The organism is Salmonella sp. 741265055_HSA (genome assembly GCF_046569525.1).
In the GTDB taxonomy this organism is placed as follows: Bacteria; Pseudomonadota; Gammaproteobacteria; order Enterobacterales; family Enterobacteriaceae; genus Salmonella; species Salmonella enterica.
The window spans coordinates 1-24,885 of record NZ_JBKFSQ010000012.1 but is presented as its reverse complement, the minus strand read 5'-3'; the positions used below and the strand labels follow the sequence as shown (position 1 = coordinate 24,885).

Below are 24,885 nucleotides of genomic sequence, written 5' to 3'. Positions count from 1 at the left end.
CCAGCCCGGGAGCATTGCGCTCCCGGACGGATAATACCGTCTTAATCCTTAACTACCAGCTTGTCTTTGATCCCCTGCGCCTGCCAACGCACCCACAGCATAATTGCCGCCAGAACGACAATCGGCAGTAACGGATCGAGCCAACTGCCGCCGGAACCAAACAGCAGGTTAATCAGCGCCACGCCGGTGCCGCCAATCGCCCAGGCAATGGTCGTCGGTACAGACCAAACCACCATCTGCTGTTTGACATCAGAGACGCCCATCATGCGGTTAACCACCCAGAACAGGCTATCGTTGAAGTAGCCGAAGAACAGCGACCCCATCGTTGCGGCCTGAGCGGCAAGCAACATATTGATGCCGGGGATCTGCGCCAGGATCGGCGCGGAAATCGAGGCGGCAGTGATCATCGCCACCGTCCCCGATCCCTGAATCAGGCGAACCAGCGTCGCCACGATAAACGGGATCAGGATCGGCGAGATCGGCAGGTTGGCAACCTGCTCCGCCAGCTGTTGCCCCGCGCCGCTGTCGCGCAGGATCGCGCCCAACGCGCCGCCAGCGCCCGTGACCAGTAAGATAATCCCGGCGCTTTGCAAGCCCTCTTCCAGACGCTCTGCGGTGGTATGTTTATCCATGCGCGGCACCAGCGTATACACCGCCAGCAGAACGCTGATGGCCAACGCGATCACTGGGCTTCCCACAAAGTTGATTGCCTGTACCACCGGATGCGTCGCCAGGCCGGACCATCCTTCTACAGTGGCGAGGGTGGAACAGATAGCCTTCAGGAAGATCAGCACGATCGGCACCACAATAGGCAGCAGAGAGAGCGTCAGGCTCGGCAGATCCTTTTGCTCTTTCTCTTTATTGTACTGCTCCAGCGCGGCATTGACTTCATCGGCGTTCAGCGTGCGCGGCACGAAATCAGGGTAGCGTTTATCCAGCCACTGCGCATAGAACACAATGCCGATCACACAGGGCACCGCCAGCGCCATCCCGGTTAATAACATTGCACCGATGTCGACGTTAAAAATTCCGGCTACCCCCAGCGGACCGGGCGTCGGAGGTACCGTATGGTGCGTGACCACCAGCCCGCCCGCCAGCGCGACGCCCAGCGTCAGTAGCGAACGTTTACCGCTTTTCGCCAACGCTTTCGCCACCGGATAAAGAATGACAAAAGCGGAATCGACGAAAATGGGGATGCTGACAATATAACCCGTGATCGCCAGCGCCCACTCTTCACGGCGTTTCCCCAGCCATTTGATAAAGCTCCAGGCGATACGCTCCGCCGCGCCGGAAACCTCCAGCAAGCGCCCCATCATTACGCCGAGACCAATCACCAGGCCAATGCTGCCCAGCGTCGTACCGAATCCGCTGGTGATGACAGAGAGCGTTTTATCAATGCCCATTCCCCCCAACAGACCGGCGATACAGGCCGCCGCCAGCATCGCGATCAGCGCATGAACACGGGTGCGTAACACCAGCCATACCAGAACGAAAACGGCAACGATCAGGCCGATAATTGGGGTCGGTAAACTTGTCATGACCTCCCCTCCATATCATCTTGTCGAAAGCGTTCAATAATGTCATCGAAGCGTTTATCGGCGACAAAACCTAACGCCAGCGCACGCTGGTTATCGATACGTCCCGGCCAGGAGGCGACAATTTTCTCGACGCCTTCGTCGCGCTGATGCGTAACCCGATCGCGCGCCGCCTGGCCGCCCGCCTGACGCAACGTTTCCAGCATCTCGCCCACGGTTACGCTGATCCCGGGTAAGTTGATGCTGCTCGCCTCGCCAGGCGCGGGTAACGTTGCGGCCAGCGACAAGTTATGGATCACCGTCGCCGGGCTGGAAATCCACAGCCGCAAACTTTCCGACACCGGGCAGATGGTCGTCTCGCCCTGCAACGGTTCACGAATAATCGCGCTGACAAAAGAAGAAGCGGCGCGGTTTGGTTTACCCGGGCGAACACAGATCGTCGGCAAACGCAGCGCCAGCCCATCCACATAGCCTTTGCGGGTATAGTCGTTGACCAACAGTTCACAGGCGGCCTTCTGCGCGCCATAAGACGAGCGCGGCGTGAGCGCGGTGGTATCGGTGACGCATTCCGGCAGCGTACCGCCATAAACGGCAAGCGAGCTGGAGAAGACAAAACGAATTTTCTGCGGTTGCCGACGACACGCCTCAAGTAACTGGCGGGTAAGATCCAGGTTAACTTTCCATCCCAGATCGAAATCGTCTTCCGCATGGCTGCTGACAATCGCAGCGAGATGATAAACAACAGAGGTATTAGCGGTAATCACATTCTCCAGCACGCCCGGCTGGGTTAAGTCAGCCTCCAGACAGCGTAAACGAGGGGAGTCTGATAACCGCGCAGGCATTTTTAAATCAACAAGAAGCAGTTCGTTAAACGCCAGCGATGAGTTTAATAAGGCGCTTGCGAGTTTCTGGCCTAAAAAGCCGCCCCCGCCGGTAATGATAATCTGCATCCGGATGTCCTCTTTATTGTTGTGTAGGGTAGTTCAGGGTTAGCGCCAGGCGTTAAACCAGCCAAGCCCGTCCTGAGTGGTATTCCGTGGTTGGTATTCGCAGCCTATCCAGCCGCGATAACCTACGTCATCGAACAGCCGGAACAGCCACGGGTAGTTGATCTCGCCATCATCCGGTTCATGTCTGTCCGGTAGCGAGGCGATTTGTACATGGGCATAGCGGCCCGCGTACTCGCGAATCAGGTGACTCAAATTGCCATCCACTTTTTGCGCATGGAAAGTGTCGAGCTGGATGAACACATTCGGGCGGTCAACCTCTTCTGCGATGCCCAGCGCCTGATATTGGCTGGAAAAGAGGTAGCCGGGTTTAACGCCAGGACTCAGCGCTTCGATCAAAATACGTTTATCGTGGGCGGCAAACCGGTCGGCGGCATAACGCAAATTATCGATAAACGTGGCGCGATAACGTGCGCCATCAGCGCCATCCGGCACTACGCCCGCCATGATGTGAACCTGCTCACATTCCAGCGCCAGAGCGTATTCCAGAGCCAGATCGATATCGGCGCGCGCGTCGTGTTCGCGCCCCGGTAGCGCGGCACGTCCCCACTCGCCCGCCGCGGCATCGCCCGCCGAAGTATTAAACAGCGCCAGCGTCAGATCATGACGCGATAGCTGGGCTTTAATCTCGCTGGCGGCAAAGCCGTAGGGGAACAGAAACTCAACGGCCTGAAAACCGGCTTCGGCAGCGGCGGCAAAACGCTCGATAAACGGCACTTCGGTAAACATCATCGACAAATTGGCGGCAAAACGCGGCATCGGGTTATCTCCTTAACTGCGCAATTTCTTCGGTGGTTAAATAACGAATCGGGCGTTCGCCAAGGATAAAAATCAGCTTTGCCGTCTCTTCCAGCTCCTCGGTATTATTAGCGGCTTCCTGCAAATTCTCCCCGCACACGACCGGCCCATGATTAGCCAGTAAAAAGGCCTGATGCCGGGCCGCCAGCGCAGCCAAATCGCGGGCAATTCGGTCATCCCCCGGGCGATAGTAGGGAACCAGCGGAATATCCCCCATCCGCATCACCACATAGGGGGTAAACGGGCGAATCACATTTTGCGGGTCCAGTCCTTCGAGACAGGAAAGCGCCGTTGACCAGGTGCTGTGCAGATGAACCACGGCCTTGCAGCAAGGGTTATTGCGATACAACGCCAGATGAAAACGCACCTCTTTAGACGGTTTATCGCCGCTGATCCATTCGCCCTGCGGGTCCACTTTGGATAGCCGCTGCGGGTCGAGATTACCCAGACACGAACCGGTGGGCGTCGCCAGAATATTGCCGTCCGGCAGTAACAGCGAGAGGTTGCCTGCCGAGCCGGTAGCATAGCCGCGCTGGAAAAACGAGGCGGCTATCCTGACCATCTCTTCTCGCAAAGCGTGCTCTTCTTTTGCCAGTATCGTCATACCTGAAACTCCCTTTGAGCGCGGATGAAAAAGGATTCATCGCCAAAATTGCCTGACTTTAGCGCCAGCGAGACTGGCGCATGGAGCGCGTTGACCCACGGCACGCCGGGTGAAATGCACGGTCCGATGTGAAAACCGGTAATACCGAGGCTTTGCGTCACCACGCCCGAGGTTTCGCCGCCCGCCACAATAAACCGGGTGATACCGCCTTCCGCTAAGCGAGCGGCCAGCAGGGAAAAGAGCGCCTCTACCGCATGGCTGGCTTCGGTAGCGCCATATTGCTGCTGGATGGCGGCCAGCGCCTGCGTGGAGGCGGTGGCGCTAATCATTGGCGCCAGTTCGCTGTCCTGACTGAGCACCCACTGCGCCAGCGCTTCAGCGTAGGCCCCGCGCGTCTCGGATGACAGGCAGCGCGCCACGTCAACGTCGCGTGTGGGAGCATGTTGTCGATAGAAGGCCACCTGCTGATTCGTCATTTGCGAACAGGAACCGGAAAGCACCACCGCGCGACCGCTCAGCGGGTAGCCTGCGGAACGGGCCTGAGACGCGCCGCGCTTCGCCCACTGACGCGCCAACCCCATTGCCAACCCGGAACCGCCGGTCACTAACGGGGCATCACGCAAAACCTCGCCCTGGATTTCCAGATGCCGCTCATTGAGCGCGTCAAGTACTGCGTAGCGATACCCTTCCTGCTGTAAACGCGACAGCGCCGCACGGGTCGCGGCAACGCCTTCATCAAGCGTCTGAGCCGGAATAACGCCGCAGCGTCCTTGCGCCTGCGCTTCCATCAGACGCGGCAGGTAGCTGTCGGTCATCGGATTGATAGGGTGGTGGCGCATACCGGACTCCGCCAGCAAGTGGTTCATGACAAACAGATAGCCCTGATAAACCGTGCGTCCGTTAACCGGCAGCGCGGGAGAAATCACGGTAAATGAGGTATCCAGCGCCACCATCAGCGCATCGGTGACCGGGCCGATATTGCCTTCGGCGGTACTATCGAAAGTCGAGCAATATTTGAAATAGACTTGCTGGCAGCCCTGTTTTTTCAGCCATACCAGCGCCGCCAGCGATTGTTTTATCGCCTCTTGCGCCGGGCATGAGCGGGTTTTCAGGCTGATAACCACCGCGTCGCACCCTTCCGGTTGCGTCCCGGTTGGGACATCATTGATCTGCACTGTCGGCATCCCGTTTTCGACCAGAAAACTGGCGATGTCGGTCGCGCCGGTAAAATCGTCGGCAATGACGCCAATTTTTAACATGACGGCTCCTCAGGCGTGACGCCAGGCAGAGTAATCCCTGAGAAAATTTTGATCACAGCGCTGTCATCCTCTTTGCCATAACCGGCGTTACTGGCGCTGGTGAACATATTTAACGCCGTAGAGGCCAGCGGTAAGGGGAAGCGCAGCGCTTTCGCCGTGTCGGCAACCAGCCCCAAATCTTTGACAAAAATGTCGACGGCCGAACGCGGGGTATAGTCGCCGTCAACGACATGCTGCATACGGTTTTCGAACATCCAGGAGTTTCCGGCGGCATGGGTCACGACGTCATACATCACGTCCAGAGGAATACCGGCCCGCGCGGCCAGCGCCATCGCTTCGGCCGCCGCCGCAATATGCACGCCAGCCAGCAGTTGATGAATGATTTTGACGGTTGAACCTGCGCCCGGCGTATCGCTGATGCGATAAACGTTGCTGGCAACGGCCTCCAGCACAGGCTTCAGACGGGTAAACGCCGCCTCGCTCCCGGAGGCCATCACCGTCATTTCGCCCTGCGCCGCTTTTACCGCGCCGCCGGAAACCGGCGCATCCAGCATGTTAAGATTCAATGCCGTCAACGCCGCGGCGATCTCTTGCGCGTCGGCGCTTGAGATCGTAGACGAGACCATCACCGCGCTTCCGGGTTTCATCAGATGGGCGACGCCATCCTCACCGAATAACACCTGTCTGACCTGGGCGGCATTGACGACCAGAATGACTAACGCATCCACGACGCCGGCGAACTCCCTGGCGCTGGCGGCAGCCCCACAAGCCCCTTCAGCGAGAAGATTCGCGCACGCTTGCGGGTTAAGATCGGCCCCCCATGTGGAAAGCCCGGCGCGCAGGCATGAACGCGCAGCGCCCATTCCCATTGAGCCAAGCCCCACAATGCCGACATGAAAATCGGTTCCTGTTGTCATTATCACTCCATGTTAATTTACGTGATATTATGTTTTGTTATGTGAATATAGGCGTTTTTGTAAACAATTGCGGTGAGTTGTTTCACAAAAAATAACAAAATATGTTATTTTTTGTGAAGGCAATCCTCATAGAACTTCACACGCTGTGACGAGAAATCGCGTAAAATCGCGACAGGACTAAAGAAAGGAGCAGACGTTGATACCTACTGAGCGTCGACAAATCATTCTTGATATGGTGGCGGAGAAAGGCATCGTCAGTATCGCTGAACTGACCGAGCGCATGCATGTATCCCACATGACTATCCGCCGTGATTTACAAAAACTGGAGCAGCAAGGCGCGGTAATCCAGGTCTCTGGCGGCGTGCAATCATCGACTCGCGTGGCGCACGAACCCTCGCATCAGATCAAAACCGAACTGGCGACGCCGCAGAAAGCGGCGATTGGCAAACTGGCCGCCAGCCTGGTACAGCCAGAAAGCTGTATCTACCTTGATGCAGGTACTACCACGCTGGCGATTGCCAGGCAGCTGGTTACGATGAATAAACTTACGGTGGTGACCAATGATTTCGTTATCGCCGATTACCTGATGGACAATAGCGATTGCACAATTATTCACACTGGCGGGGCGGTATGCCGGGAAAACCGGTCGTGCGTCGGTGAAGCCGCGGCGACGCTTTTGCGCGGGCTGATGATTGACCAGGCCTTTATTTCCGCCTCTTCCTGGAACGTGCGCGGTATTTCAACGCCGGCAGAAGATAAAGTCACGGTGAAACGGGCCGTCGCCAGCGCCAGCCGCCAAAAAATTCTGGTGTGCGACGCGACCAAATACGGCCAGGTCGCTACATGGCTGGCGTTACCGCTGGCGGAATTCAACCAAATCGTCACCGATGACGGCCTGCCGGAAAGCGCAATTCGGGCGCTGGCTAAAGTGGATATCTCACTGCTGATGGCCAAAAAATAGCGAGGCGGCGCAAGCCGCTTACGTCATCATCTTGCGTACCAGTTGCGTAAACTGTTCGCGTTCTTCAGCGCTCAGTCGCCCCAAAAACTCATCGTCAACGCGATCCCCCAGTGGTATCGCGGCGGCGAGCAACGTTTGGCCCTGAACGGTGAGATAGACAAAACGCCGACGTTTATCCAGCGGATCGTTTTCTCGCTTTACCAGCCCACGATTTTCCATCCGGCTTAACATCTCCGCCAGCGTCGCTTTAGTGCTAACCGCCGCTTCGGTCAGATCGACCTGTTCAATACCCGGATGTTCAGCAATAACGCGCATCACCGCATATTGAGGTTTGGTGAGCTCCGGTAGTTCATGCTGCCAGCGTGCGGTATGTTGCTGAAAAAGTTGGCGTAACAGATGAAACGCGGTGTTTCGTAACTCCATGAGCGCTCCGGATAAATTAACTTTTTCTATCATAACGACTTATGCACGGTTTTTTAATGACGAATGCTTTAGCTAAACGTGCGCAGGCGTCGGGAGCGATCTTGTCGCAAAGGCCGTGTGGGCGTATTTTGATCAAAATGTTCGTATACGAACGATATTTGAGGTAAGAAATGAGATTGATTGTGGGGATGACCGGTGCGACCGGCGCGCCGCTTGGCGTCGAGCTACTCCAGGCATTGCGGGCGATACCTGATGTTGAAACGCATCTGGTAATGTCAAAGTGGGCGAAAACCACTATTGAACTGGAGACGCCCTACACGCCCGCTGAGGTAGCCGCCCTGGCAGATTATTGTCATAGCCCGGCCGATCAGGCGGCGACCATTTCCTCCGGCTCATTTCGTACCGACGGCATGATTATTATCCCTTGCAGTATGAAAACACTGGCGGGGGTTCGCGCCGGCTATGCCGAGGGGCTGGTGGGACGCGCTGCCGATGTCGTGTTGAAAGAGGGTCGCAAGCTGGTGCTTGTGCCGCGGGAAATGCCGCTCAGCACGATTCATCTGGAAAACATGCTAGCGCTTTCTCGTATGGGGGTGGCGATAGTGCCGCCCATGCCCGCGTTCTACAACCTGCCGCAAACCGTTGACGATATTATCCAGCACATCGTAGCGCGCGTTCTCGATCAGTTTGGTCTGGAGCATACGCGCGCGCGTCGCTGGCAAGGACTGCGACAGGCAGCAAATTTTTCACAGGAGAATGGATAATGGCATTTGATGATTTGCGCAGTTTTTTACATGCGCTGGATCAGCAGGGACAACTGCTGAAAATCAGCGAGGAAGTGAATGCGGAGCCGGATCTCGCCGCCGCTGCCAACGCAACGGGACGCATCGGCGATGGCGCGCCCGCGCTGTGGTTTGACAATATTCGTGGTTTTACCGACGCCCGCGTGGCGATGAATACCATCGGTTCCTGGCAGAACCATGCCATCTCACTGGGTTTGCCGCCTAACACGCCGGTTAAAAAACAGATCGATGAATTTATTCGCCGCTGGGACAATTTTCCGGTAGCGCCGGAACGACGGGCGAATCCGGGCTGGGCGGAAAATACCGTCGACGGCGACGCAATCAACCTGTTTGATATCCTGCCGCTGTTTCGTCTGAACGACGGCGACGGCGGATTCTATCTGGATAAAGCCTGTGTGGTATCACGCGATCCGCTCGATCCCGATAACTTCGGCAAGCAGAATGTCGGCATCTACCGCATGGAAGTTAAAGGCAAGCGTAAGCTGGGTCTGCAACCAGTGCCGATGCATGATATCGCATTGCACCTGCACAAAGCCGAAGAGCGCGGGGAAGATCTGCCGATTGCGATCACGCTGGGTAACGATCCGATCATTACCCTGATGGGCGCAACGCCGCTGAAATACGATCAGTCAGAGTATGAAATGGCAGGCGCGCTGCGTGAAAGCCCCTATCCTATCGCCACCGCGCCGCTGACCGGTTTTGATGTACCGTGGGGATCTGAAGTCATTCTTGAAGGGGTCATCGAAAGCCGTAAACGTGAAATTGAAGGACCGTTCGGCGAATTTACCGGCCACTATTCCGGCGGTCGCAACATGACCGTGGTGCGTATCGATAAGGTCTCTTACCGCAGCAAACCCATTTTTGAATCGCTCTATTTAGGTATGCCGTGGACGGAAATCGACTACCTGATGGGGCCGGCGACCTGCGTACCACTGTATCAACAGTTGAAAGCCGAATTTCCGGAAGTGCAGGCGGTAAACGCCATGTACACCCACGGCCTGCTGGCCATCATCTCGACCAAAAAACGCTACGGCGGCTTTGCCCGTGCGGTGGGCCTGCGAGCGATGACGACGCCGCACGGTCTGGGATATGTGAAGATGGTGATCATGGTCGATGAAGATGTCGATCCATTCAATCTGCCACAGGTGATGTGGGCGTTGTCGTCGAAAGTGAATCCGGCAGGCGATCTGGTACAGCTACCGAATATGTCCGTCCTGGAGCTGGACCCAGGCTCAAGCCCGGCGGGGATTACCGACAAGCTGATCATTGACGCCACCACGCCGGTTGCGCCAGATAACCGTGGTCACTATAGCCAGCCGGTTGTTGATTTACCGGAAACTAAAGCCTGGGCTGAAAAGCTGACCGCCATGCTGGCCAACCGTAAATAAGGAGCAACCGATGATTTGTCCACGCTGTGCCGATGCACATATTGAACTCATGGCGACTTCGCCGGTAAAAGGAGTCTGGACGGTATATCAGTGTCAGCATTGTCTGTATACCTGGCGCGATACCGAACCGTTACGCCGTACCAGCCGCGAACACTATCCACAAGCGTTTCGCATGACGCAAAAAGATATTGATGACGCGCCAATGGTGCCGAGTATCCCGCCGCTGCTGGCAGAAGACAAACGGTAAAAAAAAGGCCAGTCTGTCGACTGGCTTTTTTTTGACAAGAGTACTTACTCGCGGAACAGCGCTTCGATATTCAGCCCCTGCGTCTGCAGAATTTCGCGCAGACGGCGCAGGCCTTCAACCTGAATCTGACGAACACGTTCACGCGTAAGACCGATTTCACGGCCTACATCTTCCAGTGTCGCAGCTTCATATCCCAGCAGACCGAAACGGCGCGCCAGCACTTCACGCTGTTTGGCGTTCAGTTCGAACAACCATTTGACGATGCTCTGTTTCATATCGTCATCTTGCGTGGTGTCTTCCGGACCGTTCTCTTTTTCATCGGCCAGGATGTCCAGCAACGCTTTTTCGGAATCACCGCCCAGCGGGGTGTCTACCGAGGTAATGCGCTCGTTGAGACGAAGCATACGGCTGACATCATCAACCGGTTTATCCAGTTGCTCTGCAATTTCTTCCGCACTCGGTTCGTGGTCCAGTTTATGCGACAACTCACGTGCGGTGCGCAGGTAGACGTTCAGCTCTTTAACAATGTGAATCGGCAAGCGAATCGTACGGGTTTGGTTCATAATCGCCCGTTCGATTGTCTGGCGAATCCACCAGGTTGCGTATGTTGAGAAGCGGAACCCGCGTTCCGGGTCAAACTTCTCGACTGCACGGATAAGCCCCAGGTTGCCCTCTTCAATCAGGTCCAGCAACGCCAGTCCACGATTGCCATAACGGCGGGCAATTTTTACCACCAGACGCAGGTTACTCTCAATCATGCGACGGCGAGAAGCGACATCCCCACGCAGTGCGCGACGCGCAAAATAGACTTCTTCTTCGGCTGTTAACAGTGGTGAATACCCAATCTCACCAAGGTAAAGCTGAGTCGCGTCCAACACACGCTGTGTGGCCCCTTGCGATAACAGCTCTTCTTCAGCCAGGTCGTTATCACTGGGTTCCTCTTCACTCAAGGCTTTTTCGTCAAAAGCCTCTACTCCGTTCTCATCAAATTCCGCGTCTTCATTTAAATCATGAACTTTCAGCGTATTCTGACTCATAAGGTGGCTCCTACCCGTGATCCCTTGACGGAACTAGCAAGTCAAAGCCTGGTTCCGCCGCTTTATCGCTGCGGTAAATAACGCAGCGGGTTTACGGATTTCCCCTTGTAACGAATTTCAAAATGCAAGCGTGTAGAGCTGGTGCCGGTGCTACCCATAGTAGCGATTTTTTGCCCCGCCTTAACTTCCTGTTGTTCCCGGACCAGCATCGTATCATTATGGGCGTAGGCACTCAGGTAATCATCGTTATGTTTGATGATAATAAGATTACCGTAACCACGCAGCGCGTTACCGGCATATACGACGCGCCCATTAGCGGTTGCGACGATAGCCTGTCCCTTACTGCCTGCAATGTCGATCCCTTTATTGCCCCCTTCAGAAGCGCCAAAGTTTTCGATCACTTTGCCATCCGTCGGCCAGCGCCATGCGGAAATCGGCGCGCTGGTTGACGTACTGCTTGCATTTGGTTCGGTCGTGCTTACCGTTGGTGCCGTTACAGGCGCTGTGACAACCGTCCCAGCAGGCTTGTTATTTGGCAACATTTTGTTAGCACTTTGTTCACCTGAGCCCTCAGAATACGTAATTGTTGGTTGAGACGCAACTGCAACGGTGGAATTTTGTGCAGGCCTGGTCACAACTCCTTGCTGTGCTGCATCCGCCTGGGTGATCGCATTTCCGCCAGTAATTGGCGTACCGGATGCGTTACCAACTTGCAAAGTTTGCCCTACATTCAGGCTATACGGGGCAGAAATACTGTTTCTCTGGGCCAGATCGCGGAAATCGTTCCCGGTAATCCAGGCGATGTAAAAAAGCGTATCACCCTTTTTCACGGTGTAAGTACTGCCACCCGCATAACTACCTTTCGGAATATTCCCATACTGGCGATTGTATACAATTCGCCCATTTTCCATCTGCACGGGCTGTTCCGCGACCGGTTGAGTTTGCATGGGCTGCGTTACAGGACGCTGAACGGGTTGAATTTGCGGCGCTTGTTGCGGCGTTTGTTGCGTCGTCGTGCCCATTTTTGGCGGCGGTGTGATCAACATCCCGGAATTGGTATTTGATGACGAACCACTGTCCACAGACGTGACCGGCGCCGGAGGGTTTGACGAACTGGTACAACCTGCCAGCCATAGTGAAACCAGTGATAGTGCCGCAATGCGACTAACGGTGAATTTTGGGCTTCCCGCGCTCATTTATCCCCCAGGAAAAAATTTGGTTAACAACCAGTGACGTAAGAACCGTGCAACGCATTAAGTGAACACGGGAAAATGTGTTCACGATACGCTTAACCCACCGGGAATAACCAGGAAAACTCCAGGTATTCGTTTCGGCTTCATCAGGCGTAATAGTGGTTGTTTGCAGGGCAAACTAGGCCAGCTCTCCCTTGACTAACGGGACGAAGCGAACGGCCTCCACGGTATCGATAATAAATTCGCCGCCCCGGCGACGCACGCGTTTCAAAAACTGCTGCTCATCGCCCACGGGCAGAACAAGAATGCCGCCTTCATCCAACTGTGCCATGAGCGCGGTAGGAATTTCCGGCGGCGCGGCCGTCACAATGATAGCGTCAAACGGCGCACGCGCCTGCCAGCCTTGCCAGCCATCGCCATGACGGGTAGAAACATTATGTAAATCGAGCTGCTTCAGGCGGCGGCGCGCCTGCCATTGCAGCCCCTTAATCCGCTCAACGGAGCAAACGTGATGCACCAGATGCGCCAGAATCGCCGTCTGATAGCCGGAACCGGTGCCAATTTCCAGCACCCTGGATTGCGGCGTCAGTTCGAGCAGTTCCGTCATTCGCGCCACCATATAGGGCTGCGAAATCGTCTGACCCTGGCCTATCGGCAAAGCGATATTTTCCCAGGCCTTATGTTCAAACGCTTCATCAATAAATTTCTCGCGCGGCACTGCAGCAAGCGCATTAAGCACCTGCTCATCTCTGATGCCCTGCGCGCGCAATTGTTCAAGAAGAGCCTGTACACGTCCACTTACCATTGCGTGCCAACTCCCACGCTGTCTAACCAGTCTGAAACCACATCATGCGCGCTGTGCGCGGTTAAATCCACATGCAACGGCGTGACGGAGACGTAGCCTTCATCCACCGCCGCGAAATCGGTATCCGGCCCGGCATCGTATTTATCGCCCGGCGGGCCAATCCAGTACAATGTATTACCGCGCGGATCTTCCTGCGGGATCACTTTATCCGCTGGATGGCGGCTACCGCAGCGAGTCACGCGGATGCCTTTAACCTGCGCTAACGGTAGATCCGGGACATTCACGTTGAGAATACGCCCGGTACGCAACGGCTCCCGGCTTAACCCTCGCAAAAGCGCGCAAGTCACGGCTGCAGCCGTATCATAATGTTGATAGCCGTTAAGGGAGACCGCTAATGCCGGAAAGCCGAGATGACGACCTTCCATCGCCGCGGCGACAGTACCGGAATAGATCACATCATCGCCCAGATTCGGACCCGCGTTAATACCGGAAACGACAATATCCGGACGCGGACGCATTAAGGCATTAACGCCCAGATAGACGCAATCGGTCGGCGTCCCCATCTGTACGGCGATATCGCCATTATCAAAGGTAAAAGTACGAAGCGAAGATTCCAGCGTGAGGGAATTAGACGCGCCGCTGCGGTTACGATCCGGGGCTACGACCTGTACATCAGCAAACTCACGCAGCGCTTTCGCCAGCGTTTGTATACCGGGCGCGTGAACCCCGTCATCGTTACTCAGCAATATGCGCATAATCACCCATTGTGTTGATCAGTTCCCTTACTACGCTGGTGGCAAAACTGCCTGCGGGCAGCCAGAAACGTAACTCGACGGTCACGTCATCCCACCAGTTCCAGCTTAATTGTTGCGGATAAAGCAGCATCGCTCTGCGCGACGCCTCTACTTTTTCGCGCAGCAACAGCGATTGCAACACCGTTTCCTGGGCAATGGCATCTTGCTCAAACGCCAGCGCCGCACGCTGTGTTCCCCACTCTCCGCTGCCCGGCAACGACGCTGTAATCATCAGCTCTTTTTCGTCTACCCGGCGCTGCAATTCAGGCAGTTCTTCAGATGTCGCGACGAACCAGCTTCCACGCCCCGCTAATTGTAGCGCATCGCCGTCAACAACTTGATTAAAGTCTGGTTTCTTCAGCCGCTGGTGAACAATTTGATTAAACAACGCGCTACGTGCCGCCGACAACCAAAAACTGCGTTTATTGCGATCGCGCACTGGCGCGTTACTTTGCGCCCAGCGCAGCGCGCCCTGCAAGTTGCTGCCGCCAATGCCGAATCGCTGTGCGCCAAAATAGTTCGGCACGCCGCCATCGCGAATCGCCTGCAATCGTGTTTCGACATCGCGGCGATCGCTTATTTCACGCAACACCAGCGTAAAGGCATTGCCTTTCAGCGCGCCTAAACGCAGCTTACGCTTGTGACGCGCGTATTCCAGCACTTTACAACCTTCCAGCTGAAAGGCGCTGAAATCGGGCATCTCTTTCCCCGGCACGCGCGCGCACAGCCACTGCTCGGTAACGGCGTGTTTATCTTTTTGCCCGGCAAAGCTCACTTCGCGAGCGTGAATTTTCAGGAATTTCGCCAGCGCGTCAGCGACAAAACGGGTATTGCAACCGTTTTTCAAAATACGCAGCAGAATGTGCTCGCCTTCACCATCCGGCGTAAAGCCTAAATCTTCAACCACCACAAAATCTTCCGGATTCGCTTTCAGCAATCCGCTACCTTGTGGTTTTCCGTGCAGCCAGGTGAGATTGTCAAACTCTGTCATTTCGCCGCCTTCATCAGCAGCGCGACCGCTTCGCAGGCAATGCCTTCTCCGCGTCCGGTAAATCCGAGCTTTTCCGTCGTCGTCGCCTTCACGTTAACGTCATCCATATGGCAGCCGAGATCTTCGGCGATAAAGACGCGCATTTGCGGAATATGCGGCAGCATTTTCGGCGCCTGCGCAATAATGGTGACATCCACGTTGCCGAGGGTGTACCCCTTCGCCTGAATACGACGCCAGGCTTCACGCAGCAGTTCGCGGCTATCCGCTCCCTTAAATGCCGGATCGGTATCCGGGAAGAGCTTGCCGATATCGCCAAGCGCCGCCGCGCCCAGCAGCGCATCGGTCAGCGCATGTAACGCCACATCGCCATCGGAATGCGCCAATAGCCCTTTTTCATAAGGGATACGCACGCCGCCAATAATAATCGGCCCTTCTCCGCCAAACGCGTGTACGTCAAAACCGTGTCCAATTCGCATTATGCTTTCTCCTGGTGGATGGTTCGGGTCAGATAAAATTCCGCCAGCGCCAGATCTTCCGGGCGGGTGACCTTGATGTTATCCGCGCGACCTTCTACCAGCGCCGGATGAAAACCACAATACTCCAGCGCTGACGCTTCGTCGGTGATGGTCGCGCCTTCATTCAGCGCACGCGTCAGACAATCGTGCAAGAGTTCGCGGGGGAAAAACTGCGGGGTGAGCGCGTGCCATAAATCGGCGCGCTCTACGGTATGGGCAATAGCGTTTTTCCCTGGTTCGCCGCGTTTCATGGTGTCGCGCACCGGACTGGCGAGGATACCGCCGACCCGGCTGTTTTCGCTGATGGTCAGCAACCGCGCAAGGTCATCCTGATGCAAACAGGGTCTTGCCGCGTCGTGCACCAGCACCCACTGCGCCTTTGCAACGGCCTGTAACCCGGCCAAAACGGAATCAGCGCGTTCGTTGCCGCCATCCACAACGGTGATTTGCGGATGATTCGCCAGCGGAAGTTGGGCAAAGCGATGATCGCCAGGGCTGATAGCAATAACAACGCGTGTCACCCGAGGATGCGCCAGCAGCGCATGAACTGAGTGCTCCAGAATGGTTTTATTACCGATTGAGAGATACTGCTTAGGACATTCTGTTTGCATTCGGCGGCCAAATCCGGCAGCCGGCACCACGGCGCAAACGTCCAATAAAGTGGCTGCCATGTTAAATCCCTGGATGGTTTATCGATGAGTTTGCCCCGCCGTTGCCGCGCGTTTTGAGGCGTCAGGCACCAGACGATAGAAGGTTTCGCCCGGTTTGGTCATGCTAAGTTCATTGCGCGCGCGCTCCTCAATCGCTTCCTGGCCGCCATTGAGATCGTCAATTTCGGCAAAAAGCTGATCGTTACGCGCTTTAAGTTTGGCGTTTGTCGCCTGCTGCGCGACCACATCATCGTTGACGCGGCTATAGTCATGTATGCCGTTCTTACCGAACCACAGCGAGTACTGTAGCCAGACCAGTAAAGCCAGCAACAGCAGCGTTAGTTTACCCATCCTGCCCCCTGAAAAACGGCATCATCATCCCATAACGTCCTCTGTGACGCCACATTCAGGACGGGATTGCCGCGACAACGCCGGCAAATGTACCACATTTGCCGGATGTTACGTATACCCGAGTAAGGAGAACATAATCTCATTGTTGGTTACGGTTTGAATTATGACCGGAGGCGCAGTGATAACCCACCTACCCTAGTAGCCATATAAATAACACGCCGAACAGCGCACCTACCGCCAGTAGAGTAAACATGATGCTAAAAAGTATTTTGCCCTTTACCAGCAGATGCAACGCAATACCGATAATCACCGATACCGGCATTAATGCGAGGAAAAAGGGCCAGGTATAGAGGAAAAAAAACAGTGTGTTAGGGCCATAAAGCAGAAAAGGGATCCCCAACGCCAGCAGCCATGACACAAAGCCGACCACCGCCCCCGGAAATGCACTGGTGGCGTCATCGTCGACCATGAAGGCGTCTGACCTTGTGAAAGTAATGTTATGGCTATTACGCATATTAAATCCTGTAACCTTGACCATACCGGGCATACAAGCCCGGTGGTGTCTCAGGATCTGATAATATCGCGCCGTCTCAGCAGGTCTAATAATTGGGAAACCAAATTTGTTACTAATTGTTCACCATTAAGATGAACCTGGGGCGAGTCAGGCGCTTCGTAAATGGCGTCGATACCGGTAAAGTTACGCAACTCGCCCACGCGCGCTTTTTTATACAACCCTTTAGGATCGCGCTGTTCACAGATAGCCAGCGGCGTATTGACATAAATCTCGATAAAACGATCGTGGCCGACGCGCTCTTTTACCCGTTGCCGCTCGGCGCGGTGTGGAGAAATAAATGCCGTCAAAACAATCAGACCGGCGTCCGCCATCAGACTGGCCACTTCGCCTACCCGCCGGATATTTTCCTGGCGATCGGCATCGCTAAAGCCTAAATCACGGCACAAACCGTGGCGCACATTATCGCCATCCAACAGGTAGGTACTGACGCCACGCTGATGTAACGCCTCTTCCAGCGCGCCGGCCACCGTTGATTTTCCCGAACCGGAGAGTCCGGTAAACCACAGCACCACGCCACGGTGGCCGTGGAGCTGTTCACGGGCGGCGACAGTAACGGGATGAGAGTGCCAGACCACGTTCTCATCATGCAGCGCCATGTTTATCTCCCAGCAAATCGCGGGCGTCCCAGTGCGGAAAATGACGGCGTACCAGCGCATTCAGCTCCAGCTCAAACGCACTGTATTCCACGGGCGGCGTCGCTCCGCGTTCATCCAGTTCCCGCACCATGCCAGCGCCGACGGTGACGTTAGAAAGTCGGTCGATAAAAATCAGCCCGCCCGTCACCGGATTTTGCTGATAAATATCCAGCGCGAGCGGCTCATCGAATGTCATCTCCACCAGACCAATACCGTTTAACGGCAGGCTCTCGACGTCTCGTTGGGTCAGATTGTTGATATCAATCTGATAGCGAATAGCCTCGATACGCGCGCGGGTTTTCTTACCCGCGAGTTTAACGTCGTAGCTTTGGCCCGGTGCCAGCGGCTGTTCCGCCATCCATACCACATCGATCGCGGCGTGCCGCGCAGGTGCCAGCGTCTCGTTTGCCGCCAGCAGCAGATCGCCGCGGCTAATATCAATGTCGTCGTTGAGTACCAGGGTAATGGCTTCGCCCGCACAGGCTTCTTCTTTATCGCCATCAAAAGTGACGATACGCGCCACGCTGGATTCCACGCCGGACGGCAGCACTTTAATGCGCTCTCCGACTTTGACGCTACCAGACGCCAGAGTGCCGGCATACCCCCGAAAATCAAGATTCGGGCGATTGACGTATTGTACCGGAAAGCGCATCGGCTGCCGGTCTACCGCACGCTGTATGTCTACCGTTTCCAGGACTTCCAGCAGCGTCGGACCGCTGTACCAGCGCATGTTCGCGCTCTGCGCGGCGACATTATCCCCTTCCAGCGCCGAAAGCGGGACAAAGCGAATGTCCAGATCGCCCGGCAACTGTTCAGCAAAGGTCAGGTAATCTTCGCGAATACGGGCGAAGGTCTCTTCGCGGTAGTCAACGAGATCCATTTTGTTGATTGCCACCACCAGGTGTTTGATCCCCAACAGAGTGGAGATAAAGCTATGGCGACGCGTCTGATCCAGCACGCCTTTACGCGCGTCGATCAGTAGGATCGCCAGATCGCAGGTGGACGCTCCGGTCGCCATATTACGGGTATATTGTTCATGGCCCGGCGTGTCGGCGATAATAAATTTTCGTTTTTCAGTGGAGAAATAGCGGTACGCGACGTCAATAGTAATGCCCTGCTCACGCTCGGCCTGCAGCCCATCTACCAGCAGCGCCAGATCGAGTTTTTCTCCCTGCGTGCCATGACGTTTACTGTCATTATGCAGAGAAGAGAGCTGATCTTCATAAATTTGCAGGGTATCGTGCAGCAAACGACCTATCAGCGTACTTTTACCGTCATCAACGCTGCCACAGGTTAAAAAACGCAGCAGGCTTTTGTGTTGTTGGGCCATCATCCAGGCTTCGACGCCGCCTTCATTGGCGATTTGTTGTGCAAGTATGGTGTTCATGGCGGCTCCTTAGAAATACCCCTGACGTTTTTTAAGCTCCATCGACCCCGCCTGATCGCGGTCAATCATCCTCCCCTGGCGCTCGCTAGTGGTAGAAACCAGCATCTCTTCGATAATTTCCGGCAGCGTTTGCGCGTGGGATTCCACCGCCCCGGTGAGCGGCCAACAGCCAAGTGTACGGAAGCGCACCATCCTTTTTTTGATGACTTCGCCAGGCTGGAGATCGATACGATCGTCATCCACCATCATCAACATGCCGTCACGTTCCAGAACCGGGCGTTCAGCAGCCAGGTACAGCGGCACGATGTCGATGTTTTCCAGCCAGATGTATTGCCAGATATCCTGCTCTGTCCAGTTGGAGAGTGGGAAGACGCGTATACTTTCGCCTTTATTAATCTGACCGTTATAGTTACGCCACAACTCTGGCCGCTGATTTTTCGGGTCCCAGCGATGGAAACGGTCACGAAAGGAGTAAATACGTTCTTTCGCGCGGGATTTTTCCTCATCGCGCCGTGCGCCGCCGAACGCGGCATCAAAACCGTACTTATTCAGCGCCTGCTTTAACCCTTCGGTTTTCATAATATCGGTGTGTTTAGCGCTACCGTGAACGAACGGATTGATGCCCATCGCCACGCCTTCCGGATTTTTATGTACCAGCAATTCGCAGCCGTATGCGTTGGCGGTACGATCGCGAAAGGCGTACATCTCACGGAATTTCCAACCGGTATCAACGTGCAATAGCGGGAACGGTAACGTACCCGGATAAAACGCCTTACGTGCCAGATGCAGCATGACGCTGGAGTCTTTACCAATGGAGTACAGCATGACCGGATTAGCGAATTCCGCTGCCACTTCACGGATAATGTGGATACTTTCCGCCTCCAGTTGCCGCAGGTGGGTGAGTCGTTTTTGATCCATAACCGTTCCTTTGCAATACCGTTTTTTGCTAAACATTTCGATTACACGACTATAGGGAGCGCAGGAGAGTGAATGAAATGACGAATTGGAATGAGTAGTTCCTCAAAGGAATAACGCGGCCCAAAAACCAATATCAAAAAATGCTTAACGTACCGGATTGCCAGCATTTAGGAGCAAATGAAATTGTATTAACACGATCGCGGTTTCATACTAACCACGTAAAATTTTGTTCTGTATTTAAGGACTCATTATGTTTTCCGCAACGCGCCGCTTTGCCGTCATTCTGGCGCTCGGCGTAGGCTTTATCCTTCCTGCACAAGCAGCATCACCAGAGCCTGGTGAAATAGCGAATACTCAGGCACGACATATCGCCACCTTTTTTCCCGGGAGAATGACTGGCTCTCCCGCCGAGATGTTATCTGCCGATTATTTACGCCAACAATTTACCCAGATGGGATACCAAAGCGATATTCGAACGTTTAATAGCCGATTTATTTATACCACGAAGGATAATCGCAAAAACTGGCATAACGTGACGGGCAGCACGGTCATCGCTGCCCATGAAGGGCGCGTGCCGCAACAGATCATCATTATGGCGCATCTGGATACCTACGCTCCGCAGAGCGACGCTGATGTCGATGCCAATCTGGGCGGTTTAACGTTACAGGGAATGGATGATAATGCCGCGGGATTAGGCGTTATGCTGGAACTGGCGGCGCGCCTGAAAGATATACCGACCCATTATGGGATTCGTTTTATCGCCACCAGTGGGGAAGAAGAGGGAAAGCTAGGCGCGGAAAATTTACTCAAACGAATGAGTGACGCTGAGAAGAAAAATACGCTACTGGTCATTAATCTCGATAACCTGATTGTTGGCGACAAGCTCTATTTTAATAGCGGGAAAAATACGCCGGAAGCGGTGCGTACACTGACCCGCGATCGGGCATTAGCGATTGCGCGCCGTTATGGTATCGCCGCCAACACCAATCCGGGACGCAATCCATCCTACCCCAAAGGAACGGGTTGCTGTAATGATGCGGAGGTTTTCGATAAAGCGGGAATATCGGTGCTTTCTGTTGAGGCGACGAACTGGAATCTGGGTAAAAAAGACGGATACCAGCAACGCGTGAAAAATGCATCCTTCCCGAACGGCAATAGCTGGCACGACGTACGGCTTGATAATCAACAGCATATTGACAAGGCACTGCCAGGGCGGATTGAGCGCCGTAGCCGCGATGTAGTGCGGATAATGCTGCCGTTGGTAAAAGAGCTGGCGAAGGCGGAAAAAACGTCCTGATATGCTGGTGAAACGTGTTTATCCCCGCTGGCGCGGGGAACATTTTTCAGCCCTTGCCGACTGCGGAACGCCCCCCGGTTTATCCCCGCTGGCGCGGGGAACACCCCGCTATAGCGATTATCTGGCTCTCGTTTCTCGGTTTATCCCTGCTGGCGCGGGGAACACCACAAAAAATAGCGTCGGCAACTGCGTGCCGTCGGTTTATCCCCGCTGACGCGGGGAACACCAGCCGCGCACCAGACATTCAACTCGCTGCGCCGGTTTATCCCCGCTGGCGCGGGGAACACGAGACGATGTACGAGTTAGCGCTGGAAATGGGCGGTTTATTCCCGCTGGCGCGGGGAACACAGCGCCGCAGCGCTTGATCAGTACGTTGCCCGCGGTTTATCCCCGCTGGCGCGGGGAACACGCATCCATCCCTGCCAGCATGATGGCGCGAGTCGGTTTATCCCCGCTGGCGCGGGGAACACTAAGTCCGTTCGCTGCTGCGTGCTTGTGGAGTCGGTTTATCCCCGCTGGCGCGGGGAACACGTGTTCCGGTTTAATAGCATCCGGCAGCATCTTCGGTTTATCCCCGCTGGCGCGGGGAACACAATACAGCCGAACCGATCACGCTGAAATTAATCGGTTTATCCCCGCTGGCGCGGGGAACACGATACGCAGACGATCACAAACTATATGGGGACCGGTTTATCCCCGCTGGCGCGGGGAACACACCAACTCAAAAACATTTCGAACGATACACCGCGGTTTATCCCCGCTGGCGCGGGGAACACGCGGGGACGGTCGCGGCAGGTGATGATTCGCGCGGTTTATCCCCGCTGGCGCGGGGAACACTTGCAAATTAATCAAATCTGCTGCACTCGTTGCGGTTTATCCCCGCTGGCGCGGGGAACACTCGTCAAATTGTTTTTCACGACTCCACCCGCGCGGTTTATCCCCGCTGGCGCGGGGAGCACATAGTCAACCCGTAAAACAGTGTCACAGCTCTCGGTTTATCCCCGCTGGCGCGGGGAACACTGGCGCGATGACGTTGCTAAAAAAACAAGACCCGGTTTATCCCCGCTGGCGCGGGGAACACAAATCCCCGACGTTCTCGCCGTTGAGTCCGGCCGGTTTATCCCCGCTGGCGCGGGGAACACAGTACCGGAGAGGTGCTGGCGGGGACCGATCACGGTTTATCCCCGCTGGCGCGGGGAACACTATCCGCGCTATTGCAGTAAACAGGGGGTAAACGGTTTATCCCCGCTGGCGCGGGGAACACACCGCTGTTTTGCGCTCTGTTTCTCGCGCAGCCGGTTTATCCCCGCTGGCGCGGGGAACACCACTAGCCACGCAACTGGTTTCTGTGCGTCAACGGTTTATCCCCGCTGGCGCGGGGAACACTCTAACATGGCATCAGAAAAAGGAGCGCTCAGCGGTTTATCCCCGCTGGCGCGGGGAACACCACCAAGCCGGTACTCACCGCTGAGATTAAAACGGTTTATCCCCGCTGGCGCGGGGAACACTTGCTGGCTCTTACATACGGCGGCGAGTTTACCGGTTTATCCCCGCTGGCGCGGGGAACACATATCGTCCGGGCTGTGCCGGTCTTTTCCCGGCGGTTTATCCCCGCTGGCGCGGGGAACACGTTAACAGCATTGTTAATGATTGTCCCTATTGCGGTTTATCCCCGCTGGCGCGGGGAACACAGATTCAGTGAGGAGCCCGCGATTTTCGCGGGCGGTTTATCCCCGCTGGCGCGGGGAACACATACGAACATTTAAAACACCTAAATACTGTTCCGGTTTATCCCCGCTGGCGCGGGGAACACGCAGTCACCACTCCCATCACGAATACCAATAACGGTTTATCCCCGCTGGCGCGGGGAACACAGCAAGCGCAGGAAATTTAATTTCTCTTGAGTCGGTTTATCCCCGCTGGCGCGGGGAACACTTTAGCTAATGGCAATGAAAATGCATCCGTCACGGTTTATCCCCGCTGGCGCGGGGAACACCAAGTTGTTGAAATTGTTGGATTAAAGTATGGCGGTTTATCCCCGCTGGCGCGGGGAACACATAAATTCCTCACCTAAATCACCGCCAACGGCCGGTTTATCCCCGCTGGCGCGGGGAACACTAATATATTATTAGCTAGTTTAACTAAAAATGCGGTTTATCCCCGCTGGCGCGGGGAACACATAATCTACATAATCACTAATACCGGAAGCGCCGGTTTATCCCCGCTGGCGCGGGGAACACTTTTAATGATAATACTATGTCATTTTCATTTACGGTTTATCCCCGCTGGCGCGGGGAACACCCACTACCAGTACGATCCGACTCGTTGAACTCCGGTTTATCCCCGCTGGCGCGGGGAACACCCGCCCACTGTATATCAGGTTCCCAATATAAACGGTTTATCCCCGCTGGCGCGGGGAACACTGTACAGGCTGTCCCTCTACGCGTTTTTCTGGCGGTTTATCCCCGCTGGCGCGGGGAACACTTCTACTGTAACCGTGTTAATTAATTTATTTACGGTTTATCCCCGCTGGCGCGGGGAACACCAACGTTAATATACAGTTTACCCGCCGCCAGACGGTTTATCCCCGCTGGCGCGGGGAACACGGTCAGAAACTGGATGCGGCGCTGGTGGGGCGCGGTTTATCCCCGCTGGCGCGGGGAACACTGATTTCCCTGTTTTGTTCGTTTTAGTTAACGCGGTTTATCCCCGCTGGCGCGGGGAACACGTCTTTTTTCATGTTGATGACGTCGCCCTCGCCGGTTTATCCCCGCTGGCGCGGGGAACACTGCCGCCGTCCAGATAGCCTGCGCGATGTCGTCGGTTTATCCCCGCTGGCGCGGGGAACACAGCTAAATTTCACGTTGAAACAACATATTTACCGGTTTATCCCCGCTGGCGCGGGGAACACAACAGTCAGAACTATTCTGATGTATATCAAAACGGTTTATCCCCGCTGGCGCGGGGAACACAAATTATCGCAAAAAGATAGTGATGTAATAACCGGTTTATCCCCGCTGGCGCGGGGAACACTTTAAATTCAGCAACATCAAAGGATGTTTTTACGGTTTATCCCCGCTGGCGCGGGGAACACTTTAGAATTATAAACAGCTCGTGAAATAGTGTCGGTTTATCCCCGCTGGCGCGGGGAACACTTTAAATTGTGTACGATATTTAATATAATCTTCGGTTTATCCCCGCTGGCGCGGGGAACACTTGTTCAAATGGCGAATACGAAATTAAATTATCGGTTTATCCCCGCTGGCGCGGGGAACACAGCACGCCGTCAATTCCAATGGTGTAAATATTCGGTTTATCCCCGCTGGCGCGGGGAACACTTTCAAAATCGATTTTATGTTTATATTTTCAACGGTTTATCCCCGCTGGCGCGGGGAACACCAATTCAGAATCAGCTAAATTATAATCTAAATCGGTTTATCCCCGCTGGCGCGGGGAACACACATCAATTAGCATACGCCGACGCCCCAGCTACGGTTTATCCCCGCTGGCGCGGGGAACACAGTATAATCAAAACTACTTTTTAAATATTTTTCGGTTTATCCCCGCTGGCGCGGGGAACACCATAGATTTTAAATTATATTCAATGTCTGACCCGGTTTATCCCCGCTGGCGCGGGGAACACTTTATATAAATTAAAAAATTTAAAACTTAAAACGGTTTATCCCCGCTGGCGCGGGGAACACCTCCCCATTGTCGCGTGATGTGTCCACTCCGACGGTTTATCCCCGCTGGCGCGGGGAACACCCCGTCCAGAAATGACTTATTGAGTCAATAA

Annotated in this window: 25 protein-coding genes and 1 CRISPR repeat array; of the genes, 6 read left to right on the top strand and 19 right to left on the bottom strand. The window is 55.0% G+C overall.

The window, feature by feature from the left end:
- Positions 1 to 41: 41 nt before the first annotated feature.
- Genes ACLD4K_RS08905 through ltnD form a run of 6 tightly spaced genes read right to left on the bottom strand, consistent with a single transcriptional unit; the run spans position 42 to position 6,120 of the window.
- Positions 42 to 1,538, bottom strand: coding sequence for a GntP family permease (locus ACLD4K_RS08905; RefSeq protein ID WP_000202725.1), 1,497 nt, complete (start codon positions 1,536 to 1,538; stop codon positions 42 to 44).
- Positions 1,535 to 2,485: a D-erythronate dehydrogenase gene (denD, locus tag ACLD4K_RS08900; RefSeq protein WP_001165727.1), complete on the bottom strand. Its 951-nt coding sequence runs from the start codon at positions 2,483 to 2,485 to the stop codon at positions 1,535 to 1,537. Before denD ends, ACLD4K_RS08905 begins: the two co-directional genes overlap by 4 nt.
- A gap of 39 nt (positions 2,486 to 2,524) precedes the next feature.
- Entirely contained in the window at positions 2,525 to 3,301 is a 777-nt protein-coding gene (locus ACLD4K_RS08895; RefSeq protein ID WP_079944910.1) for an HPr family phosphocarrier protein, read from the bottom strand.
- A 4-nt stretch (positions 3,302 to 3,305) separates the two neighbouring features.
- A complete protein-coding gene (locus ACLD4K_RS08890; protein ID WP_392480676.1) occupies positions 3,306 to 3,944 on the bottom strand; it encodes an aldolase in 639 nt (212 codons plus the stop codon).
- Complete coding sequence (gene otnK, locus ACLD4K_RS08885) at positions 3,941 to 5,203, bottom strand: 3-oxo-tetronate kinase (RefSeq protein WP_411011714.1); 1,263 nt, start codon at positions 5,201 to 5,203, stop codon at positions 3,941 to 3,943. The genes ACLD4K_RS08890 and otnK overlap by 4 nt, the downstream gene beginning before the upstream one ends.
- Positions 5,197 to 6,120 carry an L-threonate dehydrogenase gene (gene ltnD / locus ACLD4K_RS08880; protein WP_094897829.1) on the bottom strand — a complete coding sequence of 308 codons (924 nt, stop codon included), beginning with the start codon at positions 6,118 to 6,120 and terminating at the stop codon, positions 5,197 to 5,199. Before ltnD ends, otnK begins: the two co-directional genes overlap by 7 nt.
- Before the next feature lie 196 nt (positions 6,121 to 6,316).
- Between ltnD and ygbI the strand changes: the two genes are divergently transcribed.
- Positions 6,317 to 7,081 (top strand): DNA-binding transcriptional repressor YgbI, encoded by a 765-nt coding sequence (gene ygbI, locus ACLD4K_RS08875; protein WP_411011713.1) that lies wholly within the window; start codon positions 6,317 to 6,319, stop codon positions 7,079 to 7,081.
- Positions 7,082 to 7,099: 18 nt separating this feature from the next.
- Here ygbI and ACLD4K_RS08870 read toward each other — a convergent pair whose 3' ends face one another.
- Positions 7,100 to 7,504 carry a MarR family winged helix-turn-helix transcriptional regulator gene (locus ACLD4K_RS08870; RefSeq protein WP_000423338.1) on the bottom strand — a complete coding sequence of 135 codons (405 nt, stop codon included), beginning with the start codon at positions 7,502 to 7,504 and terminating at the stop codon, positions 7,100 to 7,102.
- A gap of 170 nt (positions 7,505 to 7,674) precedes the next feature.
- Here ACLD4K_RS08870 and ACLD4K_RS08865 point away from each other — a divergent pair, with 170 nt between their 5' ends.
- Genes ACLD4K_RS08865 through ACLD4K_RS08855 form a run of 3 tightly spaced genes read left to right on the top strand, consistent with a single transcriptional unit; the run spans position 7,675 to position 9,942 of the window.
- Entirely contained in the window at positions 7,675 to 8,268 is a 594-nt protein-coding gene (locus ACLD4K_RS08865) for a non-oxidative hydroxyarylic acid decarboxylases subunit B (protein ID WP_001237180.1), read from the top strand.
- Positions 8,268 to 9,695, top strand: coding sequence for a non-oxidative hydroxyarylic acid decarboxylases subunit C (locus ACLD4K_RS08860; RefSeq protein WP_000863168.1), 1,428 nt, complete (start codon positions 8,268 to 8,270; stop codon positions 9,693 to 9,695). Before ACLD4K_RS08865 ends, ACLD4K_RS08860 begins: the two co-directional genes overlap by 1 nt.
- 10 nt (positions 9,696 to 9,705) lie before the next feature.
- Positions 9,706 to 9,942 carry a non-oxidative hydroxyarylic acid decarboxylases subunit D gene (locus ACLD4K_RS08855; protein ID WP_000562964.1) on the top strand — a complete coding sequence of 79 codons (237 nt, stop codon included), beginning with the start codon at positions 9,706 to 9,708 and terminating at the stop codon, positions 9,940 to 9,942.
- Positions 9,943 to 9,986: 44 nt separating this feature from the next.
- On the opposite strand, the gene rpoS is transcribed toward ACLD4K_RS08855, so the two are convergent.
- Together rpoS and nlpD are read right to left on the bottom strand one after the other, a co-directional pair.
- Entirely contained in the window at positions 9,987 to 10,979 is a 993-nt protein-coding gene (rpoS, locus tag ACLD4K_RS08850; RefSeq protein WP_000081498.1) for an RNA polymerase sigma factor RpoS, read from the bottom strand.
- Between the two features lie 62 nt (positions 10,980 to 11,041).
- A complete protein-coding gene (nlpD, locus tag ACLD4K_RS08845) occupies positions 11,042 to 12,124 on the bottom strand; it encodes a murein hydrolase activator NlpD (protein ID WP_411011745.1) in 1,083 nt (360 codons plus the stop codon).
- On the opposite strand from nlpD, the gene ACLD4K_RS08840 reads away from it, so the two are divergent.
- Complete coding sequence (locus ACLD4K_RS08840; RefSeq protein WP_223148970.1) at positions 12,054 to 12,212, top strand: peptidase; 159 nt, start codon at positions 12,054 to 12,056, stop codon at positions 12,210 to 12,212. The two genes, nlpD and ACLD4K_RS08840, sit on opposite strands and share 71 nt — an antisense overlap.
- A 138-nt stretch (positions 12,213 to 12,350) precedes the next feature.
- Here the strand turns inward: ACLD4K_RS08840 and ACLD4K_RS08835 are convergent, their stop codons facing one another.
- The 10 genes from ACLD4K_RS08835 to cysD all read right to left on the bottom strand — a co-directional run bounded on the left by ACLD4K_RS08835 (position 12,351) and on the right by cysD (position 19,792).
- On the bottom strand, positions 12,351 to 12,977 hold the full coding sequence (locus ACLD4K_RS08835) for a protein-L-isoaspartate(D-aspartate) O-methyltransferase (RefSeq protein WP_000253545.1): 627 nt from the start codon (positions 12,975 to 12,977) through the stop codon (positions 12,351 to 12,353).
- Positions 12,971 to 13,732: a 5'/3'-nucleotidase SurE gene (surE, locus tag ACLD4K_RS08830; protein WP_001221538.1), complete on the bottom strand. Its 762-nt coding sequence runs from the start codon at positions 13,730 to 13,732 to the stop codon at positions 12,971 to 12,973. Before surE ends, ACLD4K_RS08835 begins: the two co-directional genes overlap by 7 nt.
- The gene (gene truD / locus ACLD4K_RS08825) at positions 13,713 to 14,762 is read right to left on the bottom strand and encodes a tRNA pseudouridine(13) synthase TruD (protein WP_000134246.1); all 1,050 of its coding nucleotides are present in this window, start codon (positions 14,760 to 14,762) and stop codon (positions 13,713 to 13,715) included. Before truD ends, surE begins: the two co-directional genes overlap by 20 nt.
- A complete protein-coding gene (gene ispF, locus ACLD4K_RS08820; RefSeq protein WP_001219244.1) occupies positions 14,759 to 15,238 on the bottom strand; it encodes a 2-C-methyl-D-erythritol 2,4-cyclodiphosphate synthase in 480 nt (159 codons plus the stop codon). The genes truD and ispF overlap by 4 nt, the downstream gene beginning before the upstream one ends.
- Positions 15,238 to 15,948: a 2-C-methyl-D-erythritol 4-phosphate cytidylyltransferase gene (gene ispD, locus ACLD4K_RS08815; protein WP_000741653.1), complete on the bottom strand. Its 711-nt coding sequence runs from the start codon at positions 15,946 to 15,948 to the stop codon at positions 15,238 to 15,240. Before ispD ends, ispF begins: the two co-directional genes overlap by 1 nt.
- A gap of 18 nt (positions 15,949 to 15,966) precedes the next feature.
- Complete coding sequence (gene ftsB, locus ACLD4K_RS08810) at positions 15,967 to 16,278, bottom strand: cell division protein FtsB (protein WP_000517480.1); 312 nt, start codon at positions 16,276 to 16,278, stop codon at positions 15,967 to 15,969.
- 190 nt (positions 16,279 to 16,468) lie between these two features.
- A complete protein-coding gene (locus ACLD4K_RS08805) occupies positions 16,469 to 16,792 on the bottom strand; it encodes a DUF3561 family protein (protein WP_183058656.1) in 324 nt (107 codons plus the stop codon).
- A 50-nt stretch (positions 16,793 to 16,842) separates the two neighbouring features.
- Positions 16,843 to 17,448 (bottom strand): adenylyl-sulfate kinase, encoded by a 606-nt coding sequence (gene cysC, locus ACLD4K_RS08800; protein WP_183058658.1) that lies wholly within the window; start codon positions 17,446 to 17,448, stop codon positions 16,843 to 16,845.
- Complete coding sequence (cysN, locus tag ACLD4K_RS08795) at positions 17,435 to 18,874, bottom strand: sulfate adenylyltransferase subunit CysN (protein ID WP_001092269.1); 1,440 nt, start codon at positions 18,872 to 18,874, stop codon at positions 17,435 to 17,437. The genes cysC and cysN overlap by 14 nt, the downstream gene beginning before the upstream one ends.
- A gap of 9 nt (positions 18,875 to 18,883) precedes the next feature.
- Positions 18,884 to 19,792 carry a sulfate adenylyltransferase subunit CysD gene (gene cysD, locus ACLD4K_RS08790; protein WP_000372384.1) on the bottom strand — a complete coding sequence of 303 codons (909 nt, stop codon included), beginning with the start codon at positions 19,790 to 19,792 and terminating at the stop codon, positions 18,884 to 18,886.
- 250 nt (positions 19,793 to 20,042) lie between these two features.
- On the opposite strand from cysD, the gene ACLD4K_RS08785 reads away from it, so the two are divergent.
- On the top strand, positions 20,043 to 21,089 hold the full coding sequence (locus tag ACLD4K_RS08785) for an aminopeptidase (RefSeq protein WP_000490473.1): 1,047 nt from the start codon (positions 20,043 to 20,045) through the stop codon (positions 21,087 to 21,089).
- Positions 21,090 to 21,103: 14 nt separating this feature from the next.
- Positions 21,104 to 24,854: direct repeats of the CRISPR family, unit length 29 nt; unit sequence CGGTTTATCCCCGCTGGCGCGGGGAACAC.
- Between the last annotated feature and the right edge of the window lie 31 nt (positions 24,855 to 24,885).

Excerpts from the sequence above, each read along its gene's own strand:
- ACLD4K_RS08905 (WP_000202725.1), bottom strand. The coding sequence starts at position 1,538 with ATGACAAGTTTACCGACCCCAATTATCGGCCTGATCGTTGCCGTTTTC.
- denD (WP_001165727.1), bottom strand. The coding sequence starts at position 2,485 with ATGCAGATTATCATTACCGGCGGGGGCGGCTTTTTAGGCCAGAAACTC.
- ACLD4K_RS08895 (WP_079944910.1), bottom strand. The coding sequence starts at position 3,301 with ATGCCGCGTTTTGCCGCCAATTTGTCGATGATGTTTACCGAAGTGCCG.
- ACLD4K_RS08890 (WP_392480676.1), bottom strand. The coding sequence starts at position 3,944 with ATGACGATACTGGCAAAAGAAGAGCACGCTTTGCGAGAAGAGATGGTC.
- otnK (WP_411011714.1), bottom strand. The coding sequence starts at position 5,203 with ATGTTAAAAATTGGCGTCATTGCCGACGATTTTACCGGCGCGACCGAC.
- ltnD (WP_094897829.1), bottom strand. The coding sequence starts at position 6,120 with ATGACAACAGGAACCGATTTTCATGTCGGCATTGTGGGGCTTGGCTCA.
- ACLD4K_RS08870 (WP_000423338.1), bottom strand. The coding sequence starts at position 7,504 with ATGGAGTTACGAAACACCGCGTTTCATCTGTTACGCCAACTTTTTCAG.
- ACLD4K_RS08865 (WP_001237180.1), top strand. The coding sequence starts at position 7,675 with ATGAGATTGATTGTGGGGATGACCGGTGCGACCGGCGCGCCGCTTGGC.
- ACLD4K_RS08860 (WP_000863168.1), top strand. The coding sequence starts at position 8,268 with ATGGCATTTGATGATTTGCGCAGTTTTTTACATGCGCTGGATCAGCAG.
- ACLD4K_RS08855 (WP_000562964.1), top strand. The coding sequence starts at position 9,706 with ATGATTTGTCCACGCTGTGCCGATGCACATATTGAACTCATGGCGACT.
- rpoS (WP_000081498.1), bottom strand. The coding sequence starts at position 10,979 with ATGAGTCAGAATACGCTGAAAGTTCATGATTTAAATGAAGACGCGGAA.
- ACLD4K_RS08835 (WP_000253545.1), bottom strand. The coding sequence starts at position 12,977 with ATGGTAAGTGGACGTGTACAGGCTCTTCTTGAACAATTGCGCGCGCAG.
- surE (WP_001221538.1), bottom strand. The coding sequence starts at position 13,732 with ATGCGCATATTGCTGAGTAACGATGACGGGGTTCACGCGCCCGGTATA.
- truD (WP_000134246.1), bottom strand. The coding sequence starts at position 14,762 with ATGACAGAGTTTGACAATCTCACCTGGCTGCACGGAAAACCACAAGGT.
- ispF (WP_001219244.1), bottom strand. The coding sequence starts at position 15,238 with ATGCGAATTGGACACGGTTTTGACGTACACGCGTTTGGCGGAGAAGGG.
- ispD (WP_000741653.1), bottom strand. The coding sequence starts at position 15,948 with ATGGCAGCCACTTTATTGGACGTTTGCGCCGTGGTGCCGGCTGCCGGA.
- ftsB (WP_000517480.1), bottom strand. The coding sequence starts at position 16,278 with ATGGGTAAACTAACGCTGCTGTTGCTGGCTTTACTGGTCTGGCTACAG.
- ACLD4K_RS08805 (WP_183058656.1), bottom strand. The coding sequence starts at position 16,792 with ATGCGTAATAGCCATAACATTACTTTCACAAGGTCAGACGCCTTCATG.
- cysC (WP_183058658.1), bottom strand. The coding sequence starts at position 17,448 with ATGGCGCTGCATGATGAGAACGTGGTCTGGCACTCTCATCCCGTTACT.
- cysN (WP_001092269.1), bottom strand. The coding sequence starts at position 18,874 with ATGAACACCATACTTGCACAACAAATCGCCAATGAAGGCGGCGTCGAA.
- cysD (WP_000372384.1), bottom strand. The coding sequence starts at position 19,792 with ATGGATCAAAAACGACTCACCCACCTGCGGCAACTGGAGGCGGAAAGT.
- ACLD4K_RS08785 (WP_000490473.1), top strand. The coding sequence starts at position 20,043 with ATGTTTTCCGCAACGCGCCGCTTTGCCGTCATTCTGGCGCTCGGCGTA.